This is a genomic window from Pseudomonas sp. R2-37-08W, assembly GCF_003851705.1.
Lineage (GTDB): Bacteria > Pseudomonadota > Gammaproteobacteria > Pseudomonadales > Pseudomonadaceae > Aquipseudomonas.
Genome location: NZ_CP027728.1, coordinates 4,940,633 through 4,956,270, shown reverse-complemented (window position 1 = coordinate 4,956,270; position 15,638 = coordinate 4,940,633). Strand labels below are relative to the sequence as shown.

Here is a 15,638-nt window from a genome sequence, read left to right as displayed (position 1 = left end):
AAATAGCCTAGTGCAATGAGTTGAAACCGGGTCGGTCAGCCGCCCGTCATGTTCATGAAGCGCACCACCTGCACCTCATCGTCGAGGGTGAAGTTGTGCCGATAGGGCTTGAGTTTCATCGACTCCACAATCGCGCGCTCCAAACGTTGCGGTTCGCCCGGATAGCGCCTCAGTACCGCTTTGAGGTCGACCGAATGCTCGTTGCCCAGGCACAGCAACAGCCGGCCTTCGACCGTCAACCGCACGCGGTTGCAGGTGCCGCAAAAGTTGTGACTGTGGGGCGAAATAAAGCCCAGGCGAATATGCGGCGCTTCGGCCAGGCGCCAATAGCGCGACGGCCCCTGGGTGGATTCTGCAGAGTCGATCAGCGTGTAGCGTTCGGCGATACGCTCGCGTACCTGCGCACTGGAATAAAACGCCTCGGCACGACTGTGCTCGCTGATCACGCCCAATGGCATTTCTTCGATAAACGAAATATCCAGGCCGCGATCAATGGCGAAGGCCACGAGGTCGTTGATCTCGTGATCGTTACGACCTTTCATCACCACGCAATTGAGCTTGGTGCGCTGAAAACCCGCGGCATTCGCTGCATCGATACCCTCGATCACCTTGGCCAAGTCACCGGTGCGCGTCAGTTCACGAAAGCGCTTGGGGTCCAGGCTGTCGAGGCTGATATTCAAGCGCTTGAGCCCGGCATCGAACAACGGCGCGGCGAGTTTGCCCAGCTGCGAACCGTTGGTGGTCATGCACAACTCGCGCAGACCGGGAAGCGCGGCAATGCGCTTGCACAGATCCACCACGCCCTGACGAATCAAGGGCTCACCGCCGGTCAAGCGGATCTTGCGCGTGCCCAGCGCGACAAAACTCTGCGCCAATTGGTACAGCTCCTCCAGCGACAGAATCTGCTGGCGCGGCAGGAACTCCATGTCTTCGGCCATGCAATACACACAACGGAAATCGCAACGGTCGGTCACCGACATCCTGAGGTAGTCGACCCGGCGCGAAAAACTATCCATCAGGATTTGATCGGTCACTAAAAACCTCGGCGGCGACGTTGGATATATACCCTGGCGCTTATATAGGCGGGTGATTCAGGCGAGGCTAACGGTGTTTTTTGCGGGCGTCTAATCACTCTTAGCGACTGGTTGATCGATGGGGTCTATGAGCGGTTAGTTGACGGGGCACAGGAGGCGGCGGAGCGGTGGGGTTCAATAGCGTACCTGTGGCGAGGGGGCTCGCTCGCCACAGGTACGGGTTGGTTGTTCAACTGACAGGGATGTTTTATGGATTTGCGCCTGGGGATTGCATCGTGAATAACTGAGCGTCCAGCATCCGCTCCAACAGCAACTCACCCAGCACGATCAGTTGCTGAGCCCCCAGCAGCTTTTGGCGGTGCGAGCCTTCCAGTTCAAAGGCCAGATCGGTGGTCATGGCGTTCAGCGAGGCGAGGGTTTCACTGGCTTGGATAAGGAGGGTTTCGGCGGGGATGTCTGGGGCGAGGGTGAAGAGGGTTGTTGGGGGATTGGGGGTGATCTTTTTCATGATGAAGCTCCCACACTGTTTAAGGAGCTACCGCCCCCTGCTGTCAAACAGGATTGGGTGGCAGCTGTACGCGGGTTGACAGACCGGAAGTGTAGGAACCCGGCGCACCCGAAGATGCCCCACGCACAGCCACCATGAACGAGGCGGAATGCGTAGAGCATGCCGTCTTACCAAGGGGTGTGAAAGGTTACACTTTTTGGCCTGTCAAAGCCGGTCGCTGATGAGCAGCGACGTGGGAAAGGTAGCGTGATGGAGGGAGTTGTGCCAGTTCATCGAGGGCGTTGCATGTTGAAGGAAAATTCTGAAGGTCTGTCCGCCGGGCTTTTAAGCCCCAGAACAAAAAAACGCACTAGGCGGGTTTTGCCGATGCTTCGAATTGGTGGGCCGGGGTAATCTGAATCTATCCACTATCTTATTGATATGTTGGATTAATCTTAGTTTCTTTTTTTCCGTGGAATACCAAATGGAATACCTCATGAAATCACTCTCTACTTCGCCCTCGTTTATACTCGATGGGGCACTGAACCGATCAAAACTGACCTTGGCAGCGATACGCTCCAGCCAGTGACGACAGGCAGCAAGCGACGATTAGGCTGTCATTGGCGACTCAACTTCGTGGTGCCACACCCGACGACAAGTCGAAAGTTAAATGTATTGTGCGAATGCCGGCGTTAGTGATAACGAAGGCCTCTAAACTATCAGTTTCTTTTGGAAGTTAAATAACCGCAGCGTATAGAATATGGCCGATGCCGTTACCTTCGCGGACAAGTTCAGCCCACTGTGGTTTTCTTAACGAGCATCGTTTGTTAAAAATGAAAAATGGTTACGAAAACCTTACATTGAGAGCGGCGTTTCCGAATAGTGCTGTACTCCCTATTTAAAACAAACAGGAGAAAGGTCTTAAACCCTTCTCCGCTTGTTTTCTAGCATAGCCTTTTACTTTGCGGGAAAGTCTACCAAAAACGGAACTATTGCGAATATCAGTCCGGCTAACCCTACAGTGCTAAAAGACACTCTAAAACATCGGCCATACGTCCACGTGGAAAGAAATCCGTACGGTATTTTACGCTGCTCTAAGCTATCATCTACGAATAACGTCGCGTGCTTAATGCAGGATGCTTTTTCGAGCGCTGATAACGCTATTTCTGATCGTTTAATCATTGCCGAAACACGTTGATCTAACTTCCAAAAAATGAAAGAGATTGATGAGAGAAATACACCGAGTATAGAGGCCACAAAAACAAATTTACCACCTTGCTGTAGGCACACCCCACCCCCAGCAGCCACTGCTCCAGAAATAGCTAGATAAAAATTGAACACCGACATACGCTGCTGAGCATGAAGCTCAAAGTAACGCCATGCGTGATCCATCGACTGCTGAACATTAGCGCCCATTCGCATCTCCTAAACACCGAGTACCATATTCTTCAAAAAGTTTCTGGAGCACACGAGCGCTCGCAAAGGCAGCATAGCTTTGAGCTTTATCCACTTTGTCAGGATCCGCGTAATCACAGACACCTTTTAATGCAAAGAATTTAGGCTGAGGACTAGACGCCATTGCTGCAGCGTATAATCCATAAATTTCCATCTCAACACCGATTAACTCACGTTGCTGTTTTTTAATCTCTTTTATAGTGTCACCGTCTGCCAAAACTGCAGACCCTGAAGCTACCGGACCAATTTTAATCTTGGTGCGAAACTCGCAGTTTTTTTCAAAAATCTCCGGAAGACTTTGTAAGAAGTCTTGATTGGATCTAAGTTGTTCTATATGTGTGCGGACTGTATAATTTGCCGGAAGTTGGTGTGGTGCAAACGAGAATGTAACACTATCACTATCCTTTACCCGCTTTCCACTTTGAAAATCCCAAGCCGGATCTGCGAATAACACATCGCCTATTGATACCTGTTCCTTAACTCCGGCACATATACCGGTCATTGCGATTATTTTAGGGTTGAGTTTTGTAATAACAGCGAAGCTTTTTAGAGCTGTAGAAACCATGCCCATTTTTGATGAAAAGGCCGCTACAACCGTTATTTTTTTACCTTTCGACAACAGCCAACCGTCTCTCACAAAAACTAAATCATCAATTGGGCGAGCGGCATCCCAATTCCAAGGTAAATCCATAACTGCGTCAAACTCTGGACTCTCCAATGCGCAAATTATCGCCAAATCAACAAGTGAGGTGGCTGAAGTGCTGGCCGGTGTTGAATCGATTTTTTGCTTAATGTACTTTACACAGTTTACGGTTTTTCGAATCCATTCATTTTCAATTTGCGAGTAATTAATAATCGACCACGTACTTTCGGAAAAAACTTCACTTGCTGCTCCTGCCGCCTTGATGTCCGAGGTTATGCCCACAACTTTTCCAGGTTTGATAATTGTTAGGTCGTTATTAATTCGGTGTAGTATCGCGAGGGAGTTTTCATGCGAGACATCATCATCATAGTTGAATAGAGGTAACAAGATATCAAGAATGAGCAAATCAAAAAACTCGTGCTCTAACTTGGTTTGTGCATCATCGGAACTAATGGCATACACTATATTGGTTTTATCTATGCCGATTGCCTCAAGCTCCAAAACTAATGGTTTGTAGCGTATGGGATGATCGTCAGCGATTAGAATCCGCACAATTAAGAGTTCCCTTTCTCAGATTTGAATTTTTCAAACGCAGCTCTTAATTCGTTCTTCCAGATCTCATATGTAGAATTATAATGTAAAATTTTTTGTACAATTCTTGGAAATTCGATTTCAAGTTCTAATCCAAGTTGGGAAATGTCTAAGTCACCTCCTTCGCGCGGAAATGCTTCATAGCCGGTAACAACTATAGTAGGACAGCTTATCTCTGATAAGACCATGTATCGGAGAACCTCGATCCCCCCAAAGCCTTGAGGCCTCCCTCCACTTTCCCCGGCGCAGATATCCACATCAATAGTTGGTAAAGACATATCGAGTAACATTAGATCAGGTATTTCCTCATCTAGTAGATCTAGAGCTGAGTTAACGGACTTCGCATATCGTATATCCATCGGAATACAAAGCCCCCTAAGAAAGAGTTCAATCTGGGTGATTTTCGGAGTTTCATCCTCGACCAGTAGAATTTTGAGATTGGTTTCCATCAAGACGCCTCCTCTGCTTGTCTAGCTTGAACCAGAAAGTGATAGGTGACGGCGATTTCAAAATCACCAGAGGAGTTGAATCCAAATTCGATTGCTCCCATGGCAGACTGTTTTACCACTGCAGCAATTTTATATAGACCACTACCTCCTTCAGTCTTCGTTTTGGTGTCATATTCTCCACGTTCAATTTTTTCCCTGATCTCTGAAAGTTTCTTTTCCGCTCCGATACGAACACTCGGTTTAGCTTGGCATTGTGTGCGAATTACGAACTTTTCACCTTCGATGTCAGGTTCAACTTCTATTCGAACCTTCGGCATTTTAAGACCAGAGTGCACGCGAGCATTATCCAGCGATACAAATAGAACATCATGTAAGAATACAAGAGTACTAGGCATAACATCAATATCGGTAGAGATTGGTTCGATACTTATCACAGGCTCAAAGCTTCTTAAGCATTTTTTTGCGGCTTCGATGGATATAGATACAGCTTGGCTCGCATTGAATGTTCGGCGAAACGCATCAACATCATTGTTCTTTGAAAACCAGCTGCTTGCATCATCGAGCGCAATCTGAACTTGCACAGAGCTGTCCCCAATGGCACGTCCCAACTCATAATACTCTGCTCTCCCCTCAACTAGATTTTTAAGTTGAGCTCGAAACTCGTCAAACACAATTGTTAGGTTGGGTTTAAGTTCGCCGCCGATGTACTCCCGCACATCTCTAAGCGACTTGTCCAACAGTGCCCACATAAGTCCGACAGAGGTTTTGACGAAGCCAGGCATGTCACCATCTTGAAAAAGTATGCGGGCAACGGGGATAATTTGCGGGGTTATTTCAAATGTAACTAGTCCTTGCGGGTGTTCCTTTGATTTTATTTGAATTATTTTATCTTTAGTTTCAATCAAGGCTTCATCAAATGACGAAGAAAATTTATTGAATATTTTTTCTAATGCCGCGACTGTATCACGTCCACAGCTATTGAATTTATCTAACCATGCGTCATTTCTATTGTATCCAGAACTTCCAGTTTCTTTTGTTGTGATAATGTTCTGCAGTTCAAGCGGTCCACGAATCAAACCAACAAATGATTGATGTCTGATTCTTTTACTTAAATAGTAATCTAATCCAAAAAGCGAGTTATTGAGAAACTCAGAGGCCAGCTTAACTAACATAGAGTAAAGCACCGCATCTGCTTCATCGAAGTCGGAAAACTGTATAGGTATCTGATTTTCAAGTAGTATATCTCGCATTACCTCATCAAATTCCATTGCGGTGACTACTTTTGCCAGATCGCTGTACCGGTAAAAATCTTCTGAAAGCTCTCGAGTAGCCCAGCGAGTGAGCGCAGATACATCCACGTGAATTCTAGTCCGATCTACAATCCATTGCCCTGCGGTCATTATCTGGCGATTAGTTATTTCAAAAATTTCATCCTCATAATCACCTGCTCGGTCCGGGTCTAGCTCTCGGAGCACGCTGCAGGTATCCTGCCTTTGCTGAAGTATTTCTGTAGTTGTTTTAACAATTCTCGCTTGGTCTACGATATTTGGTACGCAAACTTCCCTGAGAAAATAAACAAGGATATGTAGATCCAGTGTTTCTTTGAATTCGTATAATGCTGCTGGAGCCTGGACATCTTTACGGCGGATTACTTGAGCAGTTTTAAATCGAAGGCTGGACCCAACTGTATCTTTTTCAGTCTTCTCCCAAAGCATATGTAGCGCAATAGGCGCAATTAAAAAATTGGTTATTCTGTTGTAATCTTGAACATAATAGTCGCCTATGGTGTTTTCAATTGGTATCAATTCAAGTCTGCTACTGTTTCGGGAACCTTCGTTAGCTATTAACTCTATGACATGCTGTCGCATATCTGCTGAATAATACGAATTTAGCAATAGTGGAATAGTTAGCGCTGGAAGGGCGTTTGGGAACAGAGTGCGATAACTAGTTAATGTGGTAATGGCGGGGTCATAATCACCTGCGCCAATTAGGCCGCACGCTTGAAATAAGGCGAGAGTACTGCTGCTGCGGTTAATAGGCGAGGTGCTTGGGTTGAATAATTGCGCCCAACAATCGGATAGATTTGGCGCATTGTATATGCGTGTTGGAGTTACATTGTCCTCAATCCCTATGGTCGGTGTATTCATGGATATTAAATCAAATCGCCACTTTTCATTCGGGCGTATTCTGTAAATTGTCGCTAGAAACGTTCGGATTGCGGCATAGCTTGGCAAACCGGCTAAATTCGTTGCTAACTTTAACAAATTAGCATAGGCGGTTGACGACTGCCCGTCTTGCCTTAACAGTTGCGCGATTAATAATGGAGTATTATTAATGGTTGTGCTTCTTGGGGCGGACTTGCCGAAACTAAAGGCCACTCCCGAGTAAATATAATTCCACGCATCTAATTTGTTACTTTTATTTCTCAAACAAAAACGAGATAATTTCGCCGCCAGCAAAATATCTCCTGAACAAAGAGCTTCAGGTAGTCTGCTGTCTCTGCATTCTAATGATTTACAACTCGAAGGTAATCCATACAATAAGCGAGCTTTTTCGAGTCTAAAATCTTCTATATTTTTTACTTGGAGTAAGGCGCTTTTCATTAGCGCTTTTACGCTAATGCTTACATCGTCGCGCAGCGAGTACTGCAATAAACTAATAAATGTCTCATAAACATCAATCAATGAGTGACTTTGCTCAACACGAAGCACGTCGGCGATTTTGTCGCTATCCGATGACCAATCACCCATTATTCGATGATGCATGTAGGTTTTTACAGAATCATCGTACTTGCTGTGATTGTCGATTCTCTGCTTAATATCCAATGAGTATTTCTGAATGCTTACTCGATCCTCATTTCTTACGCTAGTATTGTAAGCTATGAAATTTAATAGTCCGCTTCGATATATGGATCTAACTTCTGAAGTATATTTCTTTTGCCCTTCAAGTCCTCCAGCTATATTTTCTAGAGCAATTCTGAGCTGAACGGACCAAAAGCTCGCTCCGAGCATCAGTTCCAGCTGCTTTAAAAACTCTATGCCACCTAAGGCATCATCTTCGAGAATATATTGTTCGACATGCGTAGCTATCTTTCTGAATGTATTAATTACTGCACAGTCTTCATTTATTCTGGCGACTATCCAATAAACTTCCTGGTCAACTGAAACTATAGGTGCCTTTCTCGCTAAACCCTCTAGTTCATCATAGCCTGTCGGATAGCGGGATAATTCTGGGAGTTGATGCTTTACATGAAATGACGCCCATTGCAGATACTCAGAGTACATTGAGTAGTGCAAGGTTGATCTAGCTTCCAGCATTAATTCACGATAACCACTCCTAAATAGAAAGGAATGATCGAATCTTTTTTCTTTTACAAATTTCGTAGACTTAAAAGCTGAAACCAAACCCCTGAACTTATGCTGGCATTTCAAGAATGCTTTGGTGTAATCCCCTGTAATTTGCATATATTATCCTTAACTTTAAACCAATAGATCACACGCCTAACGTAAGTTTTCCAGTGACAGCTCAAAACTTAGCTTTCAGGTGTTTTTTGCTTCGCTTGAACTGGTACGGCTCAAGGTCTGACCATTCCGAAAGATAACGACACTCTCGTCATATCCTCGCGATCCCTAATCAGTCCTACGTGGATGCACAATGCCACTACTTTCAGTCAAAAATCAGGTTTCTTCAACGAAATTGTGTTTGTGGCGGTCAAGACGCTTGCCCAGTTCTGGTGGGACTCTGGAAGCAACGGAGCAGGCCGCGGTCAAGAATTAGCTAGAGAGCGGAGATCGTTTGCGATGGGAACTTTGATACTCATCCGCCATAGAGCAAGCCGTTGCACGATTCCCGTAGGCGTGCAGGTGAACACTGGCTACCTCTCTCTCCTTGCGTATGGGGCTCTACAGACGGGCTGTGAGGCTTGCGTCACATTTAGGGAGCTATCCAATATCATCGAAGCTTGAGTCCTGATCGGTCAGATATTCGTAGAGATAAGAGCGCGGCTTTGGGATAAGTTATCGTCTAAATTTACCTCTCGTGACGCTGCATACGGTGGTATCCCGAGCTAGACCTCACCCCTTTGGGCTCAAGCGCTAAGCACGACTCTCGCTCTGGGTGACGTGCTTTACCCAAGGTACCACCCATGGAGCAACTCAGTTTTTGCGAGTGAAATGCAAAGGCTTACTGAAATTTATTAGCCATATTCGGCTATGGCTGAATGAGAGCCTTGGCAAACGCAGGATTTGAGTTGGGCGGCAACGGTTAGCTTCCAACGTCACTATCGGGGGCAGGCTTTTTCCTGCTACGCCCCTTCCAGGGCGCCCCCGACCTCGATTTCTGATTATCGAGCGGTTCTATCAACCTAAGCATGACCACGAAGTTCGATTCCTGTCCGCTCTTCGTCTTGCGGATAACATCCGCGATGCTTTCGTTCTCCGTAGGGATTGAGTATCGTCTATGGTCGAGTCAGGGAAAATGGCTGGCACTTTAGTTCGATATACTACAGCTCTGGCGCATCTCGTTGATGCGGCAAAGGCAAAGCAAGGAAAAATATATGGTCCCGTCGGAGTTAGTCACTCGTATATTTGATCATGTCGAAAATGGTGATGTTGATAAGGCGGTACGCGCCAGTCTGCGGCTGTCTAGACATCTAAATGACCATATGAGTACGGCTCTTTTTTTGAGAGATCTCGTTGAAGATCGGGTGGAGGTGTCGCGCGTTCTATACGAGGACGTGTCGCATTTGAAAGAGGAGGCGTTCAGCTATTTGATGCCTCAGTCAGCAGAGAGATGGCTAGATTCCAGAACCTTGCCTTTTGGTCCAAATGGGGCAACGGCGGTAGGGGATGATACCAAGAGAGTGCTAATTGTTTCTGTTGGAGACTTTCCAGCTGAGCTTGACCAATGTGAAAAATCTATCAATGATTTAGCTCTCCCGGCTTCAATGGGAGAGTATGATAGCGCTGCCTTTACAGATAGGTATCAGTCCATAAAAAGTGAGTTTCGGCTGCGTATAAAATCGATAAATATAATTAAAACTCGTGTTCTGAACAAGTGCTTGAACTTCGCCATTCAGATGGAACGTCAACTGGCTATTCAGTCTACGACAAAAAGCTATCTGGAAAAAATGCAAAATGACGTGCTTAACTATTTTCGATCTAAATCAGGGGACGTTTATCAAAAAATCCACAAGGCGAATCAGCTAATAAGCTCTGATTCATCAGAGGATCTTTCATTGCTACTAACGCAAGTTCGGAGAGCGCTAAAATCTGTCGCGGATTACTTCTATCCAGCAAGTGAAAGCGTTGTTAGATGTAATGATGGTATTGAACGTAAGATGGGGGATGAACAGTATTTGAATCGGCTGCATGAGTTTGTTCATGTACAATTCAAGCGATCAACATCAACAGATCTCCTTCGTGCTGAATTAGATCACCTATTAACATTTGCAAAAAAGCTTAACGATATTGCGTCAAAAGGAGTTCACGCGGATGTGACGCTTGCTGAAGCTCAACAAGGATATTTAGGTCTTTACATGTTTTTGTTCAATGTAATACAGCGGCTTGATACCAAAGCTCTCGAACGTGCATAGCGTTTTCCTTCCGTACGCTAATCGTATTGATGGCGCTCCGTTTGCAATTTGGATCACCTGGATTACCTGCATCGCGCTCGGTGTGCTGAGACCTGCCTCGAAGGCTCATCACTACCGCTAAGGTGGGCGTTGTCGCAGAATCGAAAACGTCATCGTCCAGGGGACTTTCAGGAGGCATTCGAGGCCGGTTTTCTGCTGCGTTTGCAGCAGACTCTGCTCAACCTTCGTGAAGCTGCTGCATCCCGACCAACGAGTTTCAATGCTTGAGACGCTAATTAACGTTTGAGACTTTATTTTTCCCGCTAAACCCTCCGATCCAGCGATCTTTGATCGCGCCGATCGGAGGGTTCTCTCGCTCATTCTTGAAGCCACCTCGTTCCACCATTCCAATTTCAAATTTGATTAGCATCGCCGTCGTTTACCCGCCAATAACTACTGACGATCTTATCGAGCGCGGCGCAGTGCCTGTGTCAGAAAGCATCTTCTCGTGGGGCCGTGGCTATCTGAGGGGAATACGTACTCTCTGTTGCCGCTGAGTTGCTTGAGCGTCTCCAGTAACGAAAATGCCTGATCGGTAAGGGGGATTGTGTGCGGCCGACGCTTTTTCATGCGCTCTGGCGGAATGGTCCAAATGCGCTTGTCGAAGTCGATATCTGCCCATCGTGTGGTGGCTGCTTCGGCAGGGCGGGTCATCGTGTGCAACTGCCATTCGATCAGGCAGCGGGTCGTGCGCTTGATGCTGGCGTTCGCGATTTCCATCATGAGCTCGGGAAGCTCCTCAGGTGGTAGCGCAGCCATGTTCTCTTTCTTGGGTTTCTTGAACACCGCCCGAATTCCATTGAGAGGGTTCGCAAATATCAGCCCGGAGTTGACCCCGTAGGTCATGATCTCGTTGAATCGCTGGCTCAATCGTTTCACGGTTTCGAGGCTCCCTTTGGCCTCGATTGGGCGAAGGATCTTGATAACCATTGGAGCAGTGATTTGAGAGAGGGGCGTTGTTTTCATGCTTGGGAAAACATGCAGCGTCAGCGATCTCCAAATGTCTTCGGCGTAGGCTTTGGTTACGGAGTCTTTCTTCAGCTCGAGCCAGGCGGTGGCCACCTTCTCGAAAGTGTGTTCAGTCTCAGCAAGTTTGGCTTGCCTTGCCTCATCACGCTGGGTTTTGGGATCAGTACCCAAAGCGAGCAGTTCACGTGCCTCCGCAGCTTTCTTCCGGGCGTTGGCTAGCGAGAGGTCAGGGTATGGACCAAGCGTCATGTTGATACGGCTTCTGGTCAACGGCTCGCGGTAATTGAAATTCCACATCATCGAGCCGCTGGCGCGTACTCGAAGCTGCAAGCCATCGCCGTCGCTGAGGATGAAGTCTTTACCAGTTGCCTTGACCGCCTTGAGCTGGCGATCGGAGAGGCGGGTTGCGTTAGTAGGCATGGGGGCTACCTCCAGCACCGTTTTGGTATCCTGAAAATGACATTTGGTAGTCCGGGATACCAAAGCGCCTGGAACTCAGAAATTCTCCCAAGACCCCGAAGGCGCCGAAACCCCTGTATTCATTGGATTTCAGGCACAAAAAAAGACGTCCATGGACGTCTTTTTTCGTTGAAGTGGTGGAGCCGGGGGGATTTGAACCCCCGTCCGCCAGTACTCCGCTGTCGGTACTACATGCGTAGCCGTTTCTATTAAGTTAACCCTCAGCGACCCGAAGGGCAGGGTGCTTTGGGCGAGTTGTGTAAGTTTTAGCCGCTTCGTCCACAACGTACTGCACGGCGATTCTGTTCTATATGACAATCACTTTGGGTTTACAGACATCCCCTGGTGATTGCTGGACCCGAAGGTACCAGAAGCTCAGGGCTAAGGCTGCTTACGCAGCGAGAGCGAATTCCTGGCCGTAGTTTTCGTCATTGGCAACTATAAGAAGTTGCAACAGTGGATTTACGAGTTCTGTTACCAACTCGGCATGCACCTAAAGTTTCGCGACCGGCGTCGAATCCTAAACGGCCCCGTGCTTGTAACTCGTTGTTTCTAGTGAGTGACAAGCTTGTGTAGTGTACGCCAAACCTTCACGAAAGGCCAACCCGAAGGTCGGCCCTATCGCTTACTGACCGCCTTTGTCCCCGTTCTGCAGGTCTTGCAGGGCCTTGGAGGTGATTTCGATGCACTTCTTGTGATCGCCGGCGGCGCTGGCTGCTTTCGCTTGGGAGACGGCGGTGTCTATTTCGCCGCTTTTGCCACTGGTGTCGGTGGCGAGCAGCGCTTTACCGTTGTTGATTTTGTCCAGGTTGATCTGGCACAGGTCTTTATCACCGGCCGCAAAAGCAGGGGATGCCAGCATCGCAGCGGTAATGAACAAGCCAGCAAGAGCGGAACGCTTCATAGGGTATCTCCTTGCACAATTGGGCTCGACGCTGCCGGCGTTGGGGGCCTGCCAGCGACATCACTGATGAGCCTCGTTTGTCGAGGCCTATGCAGATGACTACGCCGGCGCGCAGGGGTTCGGTTTTTTTGCAGGCTAATGGGCGCGGGCCTGGGTCACGCGGTCTACGAGGTATACCAAACCGTGATAATCGATGCCGCCGTGCTGGCTCAGGCCGATCTCGCAGGTGCGGCTGGTGGAGATGCCTTCGCTGCAATGTTGCACCGCGTCCTTGAGGGTGCGCAGTGCGTGGGCGTTGAGTTCTGGCGTGGTAAAGCCTTTGTCGCCGGCAAAGCCGCAGCAGTGGATGCCTTCGGGGATGACGACGGTTTTGGCGCAGCGTCGGGCGAGGTCGATCAGCGCTTGGCTTTCACCCAGGTGCTGGGTGCTGCAGGTCACATGGACGGCAATCGGTGCTTCCTGCGGCGTGAAGTCGAGGCGGTCCATCAGGTGGGTGCGGATAAAGCGTACCGGGTCGTAGAGGTCCAGGCGTGTCTCGCCCAGGTCTTGCATCAGGCGCAGGGTGCACGGGCTGGTGTCGCAATAGATCGGGTCGAGGCCGCCACGGCTGGCGTGGAGCAGGGCGCCGAGCAGTTCCTGGCGCTTGTGTTCTGCCTGTTCGGCATAGCCTTTGGAGGCGAAGGGTTGGCCGCAGCACAGGTTGTCTTGATGGTCGGGAAAGACTACCTGGTAACCGGCTTTTTCCAGCAGTCCACGGGTTTTGTCGTACAGCGACATTTGCTCTTTATCCCCCGCCGCCGGGCCCATGGCGCGTGAGACACAGGCCGCCAGGTAGACCACTCGTGGTCGCTCGTCGGTGACGGCCGGGCTGAAGCGAATGGCTTTTTCCGGTTGCGGCATGGCGTTGGTCCATAGCGGGACTTGTCCCTTGGACAGCCGGGTGACGGTGGCCGATAACTTCGCCAGGCGCGGCGCTCCCAGTAGCAGGCGCGCGCCGTTGGCGACATGCAGGGTAAAGCGCGCACCTTGCAGCGCAGTGGCGAAATGGGTGGCGAGCCATTCGGCGGTTTTCGTACGGTCGGCATCGCGGCTGCGCAGTTTTTTCACCAGGTCGCCGGTATTAATGCCAACAGGGCAGCGTTGGGCGCATAGCCCGGTGGCGGCGCAGGTGTCGATGCCTTGGTAGTGGTAGGCCGCTTCCAATTCGGTGGTGTCGACGCCGGCGCGTTGTTTAGCCTGGATATCGCGCCAGATCACAATGCGCTGGCGCGGGCTCAAGGTCAGGCCTTTGGACGGGCACACCGGCTCGCAGAAGCCGCATTCGATGCACTTATCCACAAGCTCGTCGGCGGCGGGCAGGGGCTTGAGGTGCTTGAGATGAATCTGCGGGTCATCGCTGAGCACCACATCCGGGTTAAGGATGCCGTTGGGGTCGAGCAGGCGCTTGAGCTGCCACATCAGTTGATAGGCATCGCTGCCCCATTCCAGCTCGACAAACGGCGCCATGTTGCGACCAGTGCCGTGTTCGGCTTTCAGCGAGCCGCCGAATTCAACCGCCACCAGCTGTGCTACGTCGTCCATGAACGCCTGATAGCGTGCGATTTCTTCCGCGCTGTTGAAGCCTTGAGTGAAGACGAAATGCAGATTGCCTTCCAGCGCGTGTCCGAAAAGGATGGCTTCGTCGTAGTGGTGTTTGTCGAACAGTTCGATCAGACGGTTAACGCCAATCGCCAGTTGTTCGACCGGGAAGGTCACGTCTTCGATGATGACGGTGGTGCCGGTTTTGCGCACGGCGCCTACGGCGGGGAAGGTGTCCTTGCGGATCGCCCAGAGCCGGGCGTTTTCCAGTGGGTCCTCGGTGAAGTCGATCTGTTTCTCCACCGGAAACGCTGCCAGGGAGGCCATGATCATCGCCATGTGTTCATGCAGTAATGAAGGGGAGGCAGCGCGGGATTCGATCAACAGCGCGCAGGCATTGTTCGACAGGTGCTGTACGAACGCCGGCATGCCCGGTTTGTCCTGGACCGAGCGCAGACTGCGCCGGTCCAGCAGCTCAACCGCCGAGACCGGTTGGGTTTTCAGCACGGTTACCGCGTTGCAGCAGGTCTCGACATCCGGAAACACGATCAGCGCCGAGGCTTTGTTCGGGTGATCGATCACCGTGTCGTAGGTCACCGCGCTGATGAACCCCAGCGTGCCCTCGGAGCCCACCAGCAGATGGCTGAGGATATCCAGTGCGTCATCGAAATCCACCAGGGCATTGAGCGACAGGCCAGTGGTATTTTTCAGACGGTATTTGTGGCGAATCTTTGCGCAAAGTTCGGCATTTGCCCGCGTTTCGCGGCCCAGTGTCGCCAGGCGTTCGAGCAGCGCGCCGTGGGTCTGACGAAAAGTTTGGACGCTGGCGGGATCTTCGGTGTCCAGGCGGCTGCCGTCGGCCAGCACCAGACGGATGCCGGCCAGGGTGTGGTAGGTATTTTGTGCCGTACCGCAGCACATGCCACTGGCGTTGTTAGCGACGATGCCGCCGATTTTGCAGGCATTGATTGACGCCGGGTCCGGCCCGATCTTGCGCCCGAATGGCGCGAGCCAGGCGTTGGCCTGGGCGCCGATTACGCCCGGTTGCAGGCGGATCTGCAGGCCTTGCCCGCGAATTTCGCGGCCATTCCACTGATCACCCAGCACGATCAGCACCGAGTCGCTGATGGCTTGGCCGGACAAGCTGGTGCCTGCGGCGCGGAAGGTCACGGGAACGTGGTCGCGCTGGGCCAGTTGCAACAATGTGACGACTTCGTCCTCCGACTCAACCCGAATCACCAACTGTGGGATCAGTCGGTAAAAGCTGGCATCAGTGCCGAAGGCGAGGGTGGAAAGTGGATCGTCAAAACGCCGATCCTTCGGAATCAGTTGTGCGACGTCGCTCAGGAATGCTGCAGGCAGGCTCATCGGTCCTCCAGAAATAGCTGACGCCGGAACCGGTGTCCGGCGTCGGTTTTTACCCTATTGCATGCAGGT

Annotated in this window: 9 protein-coding genes, 1 other RNA gene and 1 pseudogene; 1 reads left to right on the top strand and 10 read right to left on the bottom strand. The window is 50.0% G+C overall.

Going from position 1 to position 15,638, the window contains the following annotated elements; translation table 11 throughout:
- Positions 1 to 35 precede the first annotated feature (35 nt).
- The 6 genes from moaA to C4J93_RS22835 all read right to left on the bottom strand — a co-directional run bounded on the left by moaA (position 36) and on the right by C4J93_RS22835 (position 8,123).
- Positions 36 to 1,016: a GTP 3',8-cyclase MoaA gene (gene moaA / locus C4J93_RS22860; protein ID WP_372238186.1), complete on the bottom strand. Its 981-nt coding sequence runs from the start codon at positions 1,014 to 1,016 to the stop codon at positions 36 to 38.
- A gap of 265 nt (positions 1,017 to 1,281) precedes the next feature.
- Complete coding sequence (locus C4J93_RS22855; RefSeq protein WP_124430532.1) at positions 1,282 to 1,542, bottom strand: DUF6124 family protein; 261 nt, start codon at positions 1,540 to 1,542, stop codon at positions 1,282 to 1,284.
- A 936-nt stretch (positions 1,543 to 2,478) separates the two neighbouring features.
- Entirely contained in the window at positions 2,479 to 2,937 is a 459-nt protein-coding gene (locus C4J93_RS22850; RefSeq protein ID WP_124371905.1) for a hypothetical protein, read from the bottom strand.
- Positions 2,927 to 4,171 (bottom strand): hypothetical protein, encoded by a 1,245-nt coding sequence (locus tag C4J93_RS22845; protein ID WP_124371904.1) that lies wholly within the window; start codon positions 4,169 to 4,171, stop codon positions 2,927 to 2,929. Before C4J93_RS22845 ends, C4J93_RS22850 begins: the two co-directional genes overlap by 11 nt.
- A gap of 2 nt (positions 4,172 to 4,173) precedes the next feature.
- Entirely contained in the window at positions 4,174 to 4,659 is a 486-nt protein-coding gene (locus C4J93_RS22840) for a response regulator (RefSeq protein ID WP_124371903.1), read from the bottom strand.
- Positions 4,659 to 8,123 (bottom strand): hypothetical protein, encoded by a 3,465-nt coding sequence (locus C4J93_RS22835; RefSeq protein ID WP_124430531.1) that lies wholly within the window; start codon positions 8,121 to 8,123, stop codon positions 4,659 to 4,661. The genes C4J93_RS22840 and C4J93_RS22835 overlap by 1 nt, the downstream gene beginning before the upstream one ends.
- A gap of 1,091 nt (positions 8,124 to 9,214) precedes the next feature.
- Between C4J93_RS22835 and C4J93_RS22830 the strand changes: the two genes are divergently transcribed.
- The gene (locus C4J93_RS22830) at positions 9,215 to 10,252 is read left to right on the top strand and encodes a hypothetical protein (RefSeq protein ID WP_124430530.1); all 1,038 of its coding nucleotides are present in this window, start codon (positions 9,215 to 9,217) and stop codon (positions 10,250 to 10,252) included.
- A 486-nt stretch (positions 10,253 to 10,738) separates the two neighbouring features.
- On the opposite strand, the pseudogene C4J93_RS22820 reads toward C4J93_RS22830, so the two are convergent.
- The 4 genes and pseudogenes from C4J93_RS22820 to C4J93_RS22805 form a co-directional block, all read right to left on the bottom strand.
- Positions 10,739 to 11,680 (bottom strand): annotated as a pseudogene (locus C4J93_RS22820) (integrase arm-type DNA-binding domain-containing protein); the annotation flags it as partial.
- 174 nt (positions 11,681 to 11,854) lie between these two features.
- Positions 11,855 to 12,251: a transfer-messenger RNA gene (gene ssrA, locus C4J93_RS22815) on the bottom strand.
- A gap of 93 nt (positions 12,252 to 12,344) precedes the next feature.
- Complete coding sequence (locus tag C4J93_RS22810; protein ID WP_124430529.1) at positions 12,345 to 12,623, bottom strand: hypothetical protein; 279 nt, start codon at positions 12,621 to 12,623, stop codon at positions 12,345 to 12,347.
- A 135-nt stretch (positions 12,624 to 12,758) separates the two neighbouring features.
- Positions 12,759 to 15,569, bottom strand: coding sequence for an FAD-binding and (Fe-S)-binding domain-containing protein (locus tag C4J93_RS22805; RefSeq protein ID WP_124430528.1), 2,811 nt, complete (start codon positions 15,567 to 15,569; stop codon positions 12,759 to 12,761).
- Between the last annotated feature and the right edge of the window lie 69 nt (positions 15,570 to 15,638).

Excerpts from the sequence above, each read along its gene's own strand:
- C4J93_RS22830 (WP_124430530.1), top strand. The coding sequence starts at position 9,215 with ATGGTCCCGTCGGAGTTAGTCACTCGTATATTTGATCATGTCGAAAAT.
- C4J93_RS22855 (WP_124430532.1), bottom strand. The coding sequence starts at position 1,542 with ATGAAAAAGATCACCCCCAATCCCCCAACAACCCTCTTCACCCTCGCC.
- moaA (WP_372238186.1), bottom strand. The coding sequence starts at position 1,016 with ATGGATAGTTTTTCGCGCCGGGTCGACTACCTCAGGATGTCGGTGACC.
- C4J93_RS22810 (WP_124430529.1), bottom strand. The coding sequence starts at position 12,623 with ATGAAGCGTTCCGCTCTTGCTGGCTTGTTCATTACCGCTGCGATGCTG.
- C4J93_RS22850 (WP_124371905.1), bottom strand. The coding sequence starts at position 2,937 with ATGGGCGCTAATGTTCAGCAGTCGATGGATCACGCATGGCGTTACTTT.
- C4J93_RS22840 (WP_124371903.1), bottom strand. The coding sequence starts at position 4,659 with ATGGAAACCAATCTCAAAATTCTACTGGTCGAGGATGAAACTCCGAAA.
- C4J93_RS22805 (WP_124430528.1), bottom strand. The coding sequence starts at position 15,569 with ATGAGCCTGCCTGCAGCATTCCTGAGCGACGTCGCACAACTGATTCCG.
- C4J93_RS22835 (WP_124430531.1), bottom strand. The coding sequence starts at position 8,123 with ATGCAAATTACAGGGGATTACACCAAAGCATTCTTGAAATGCCAGCAT.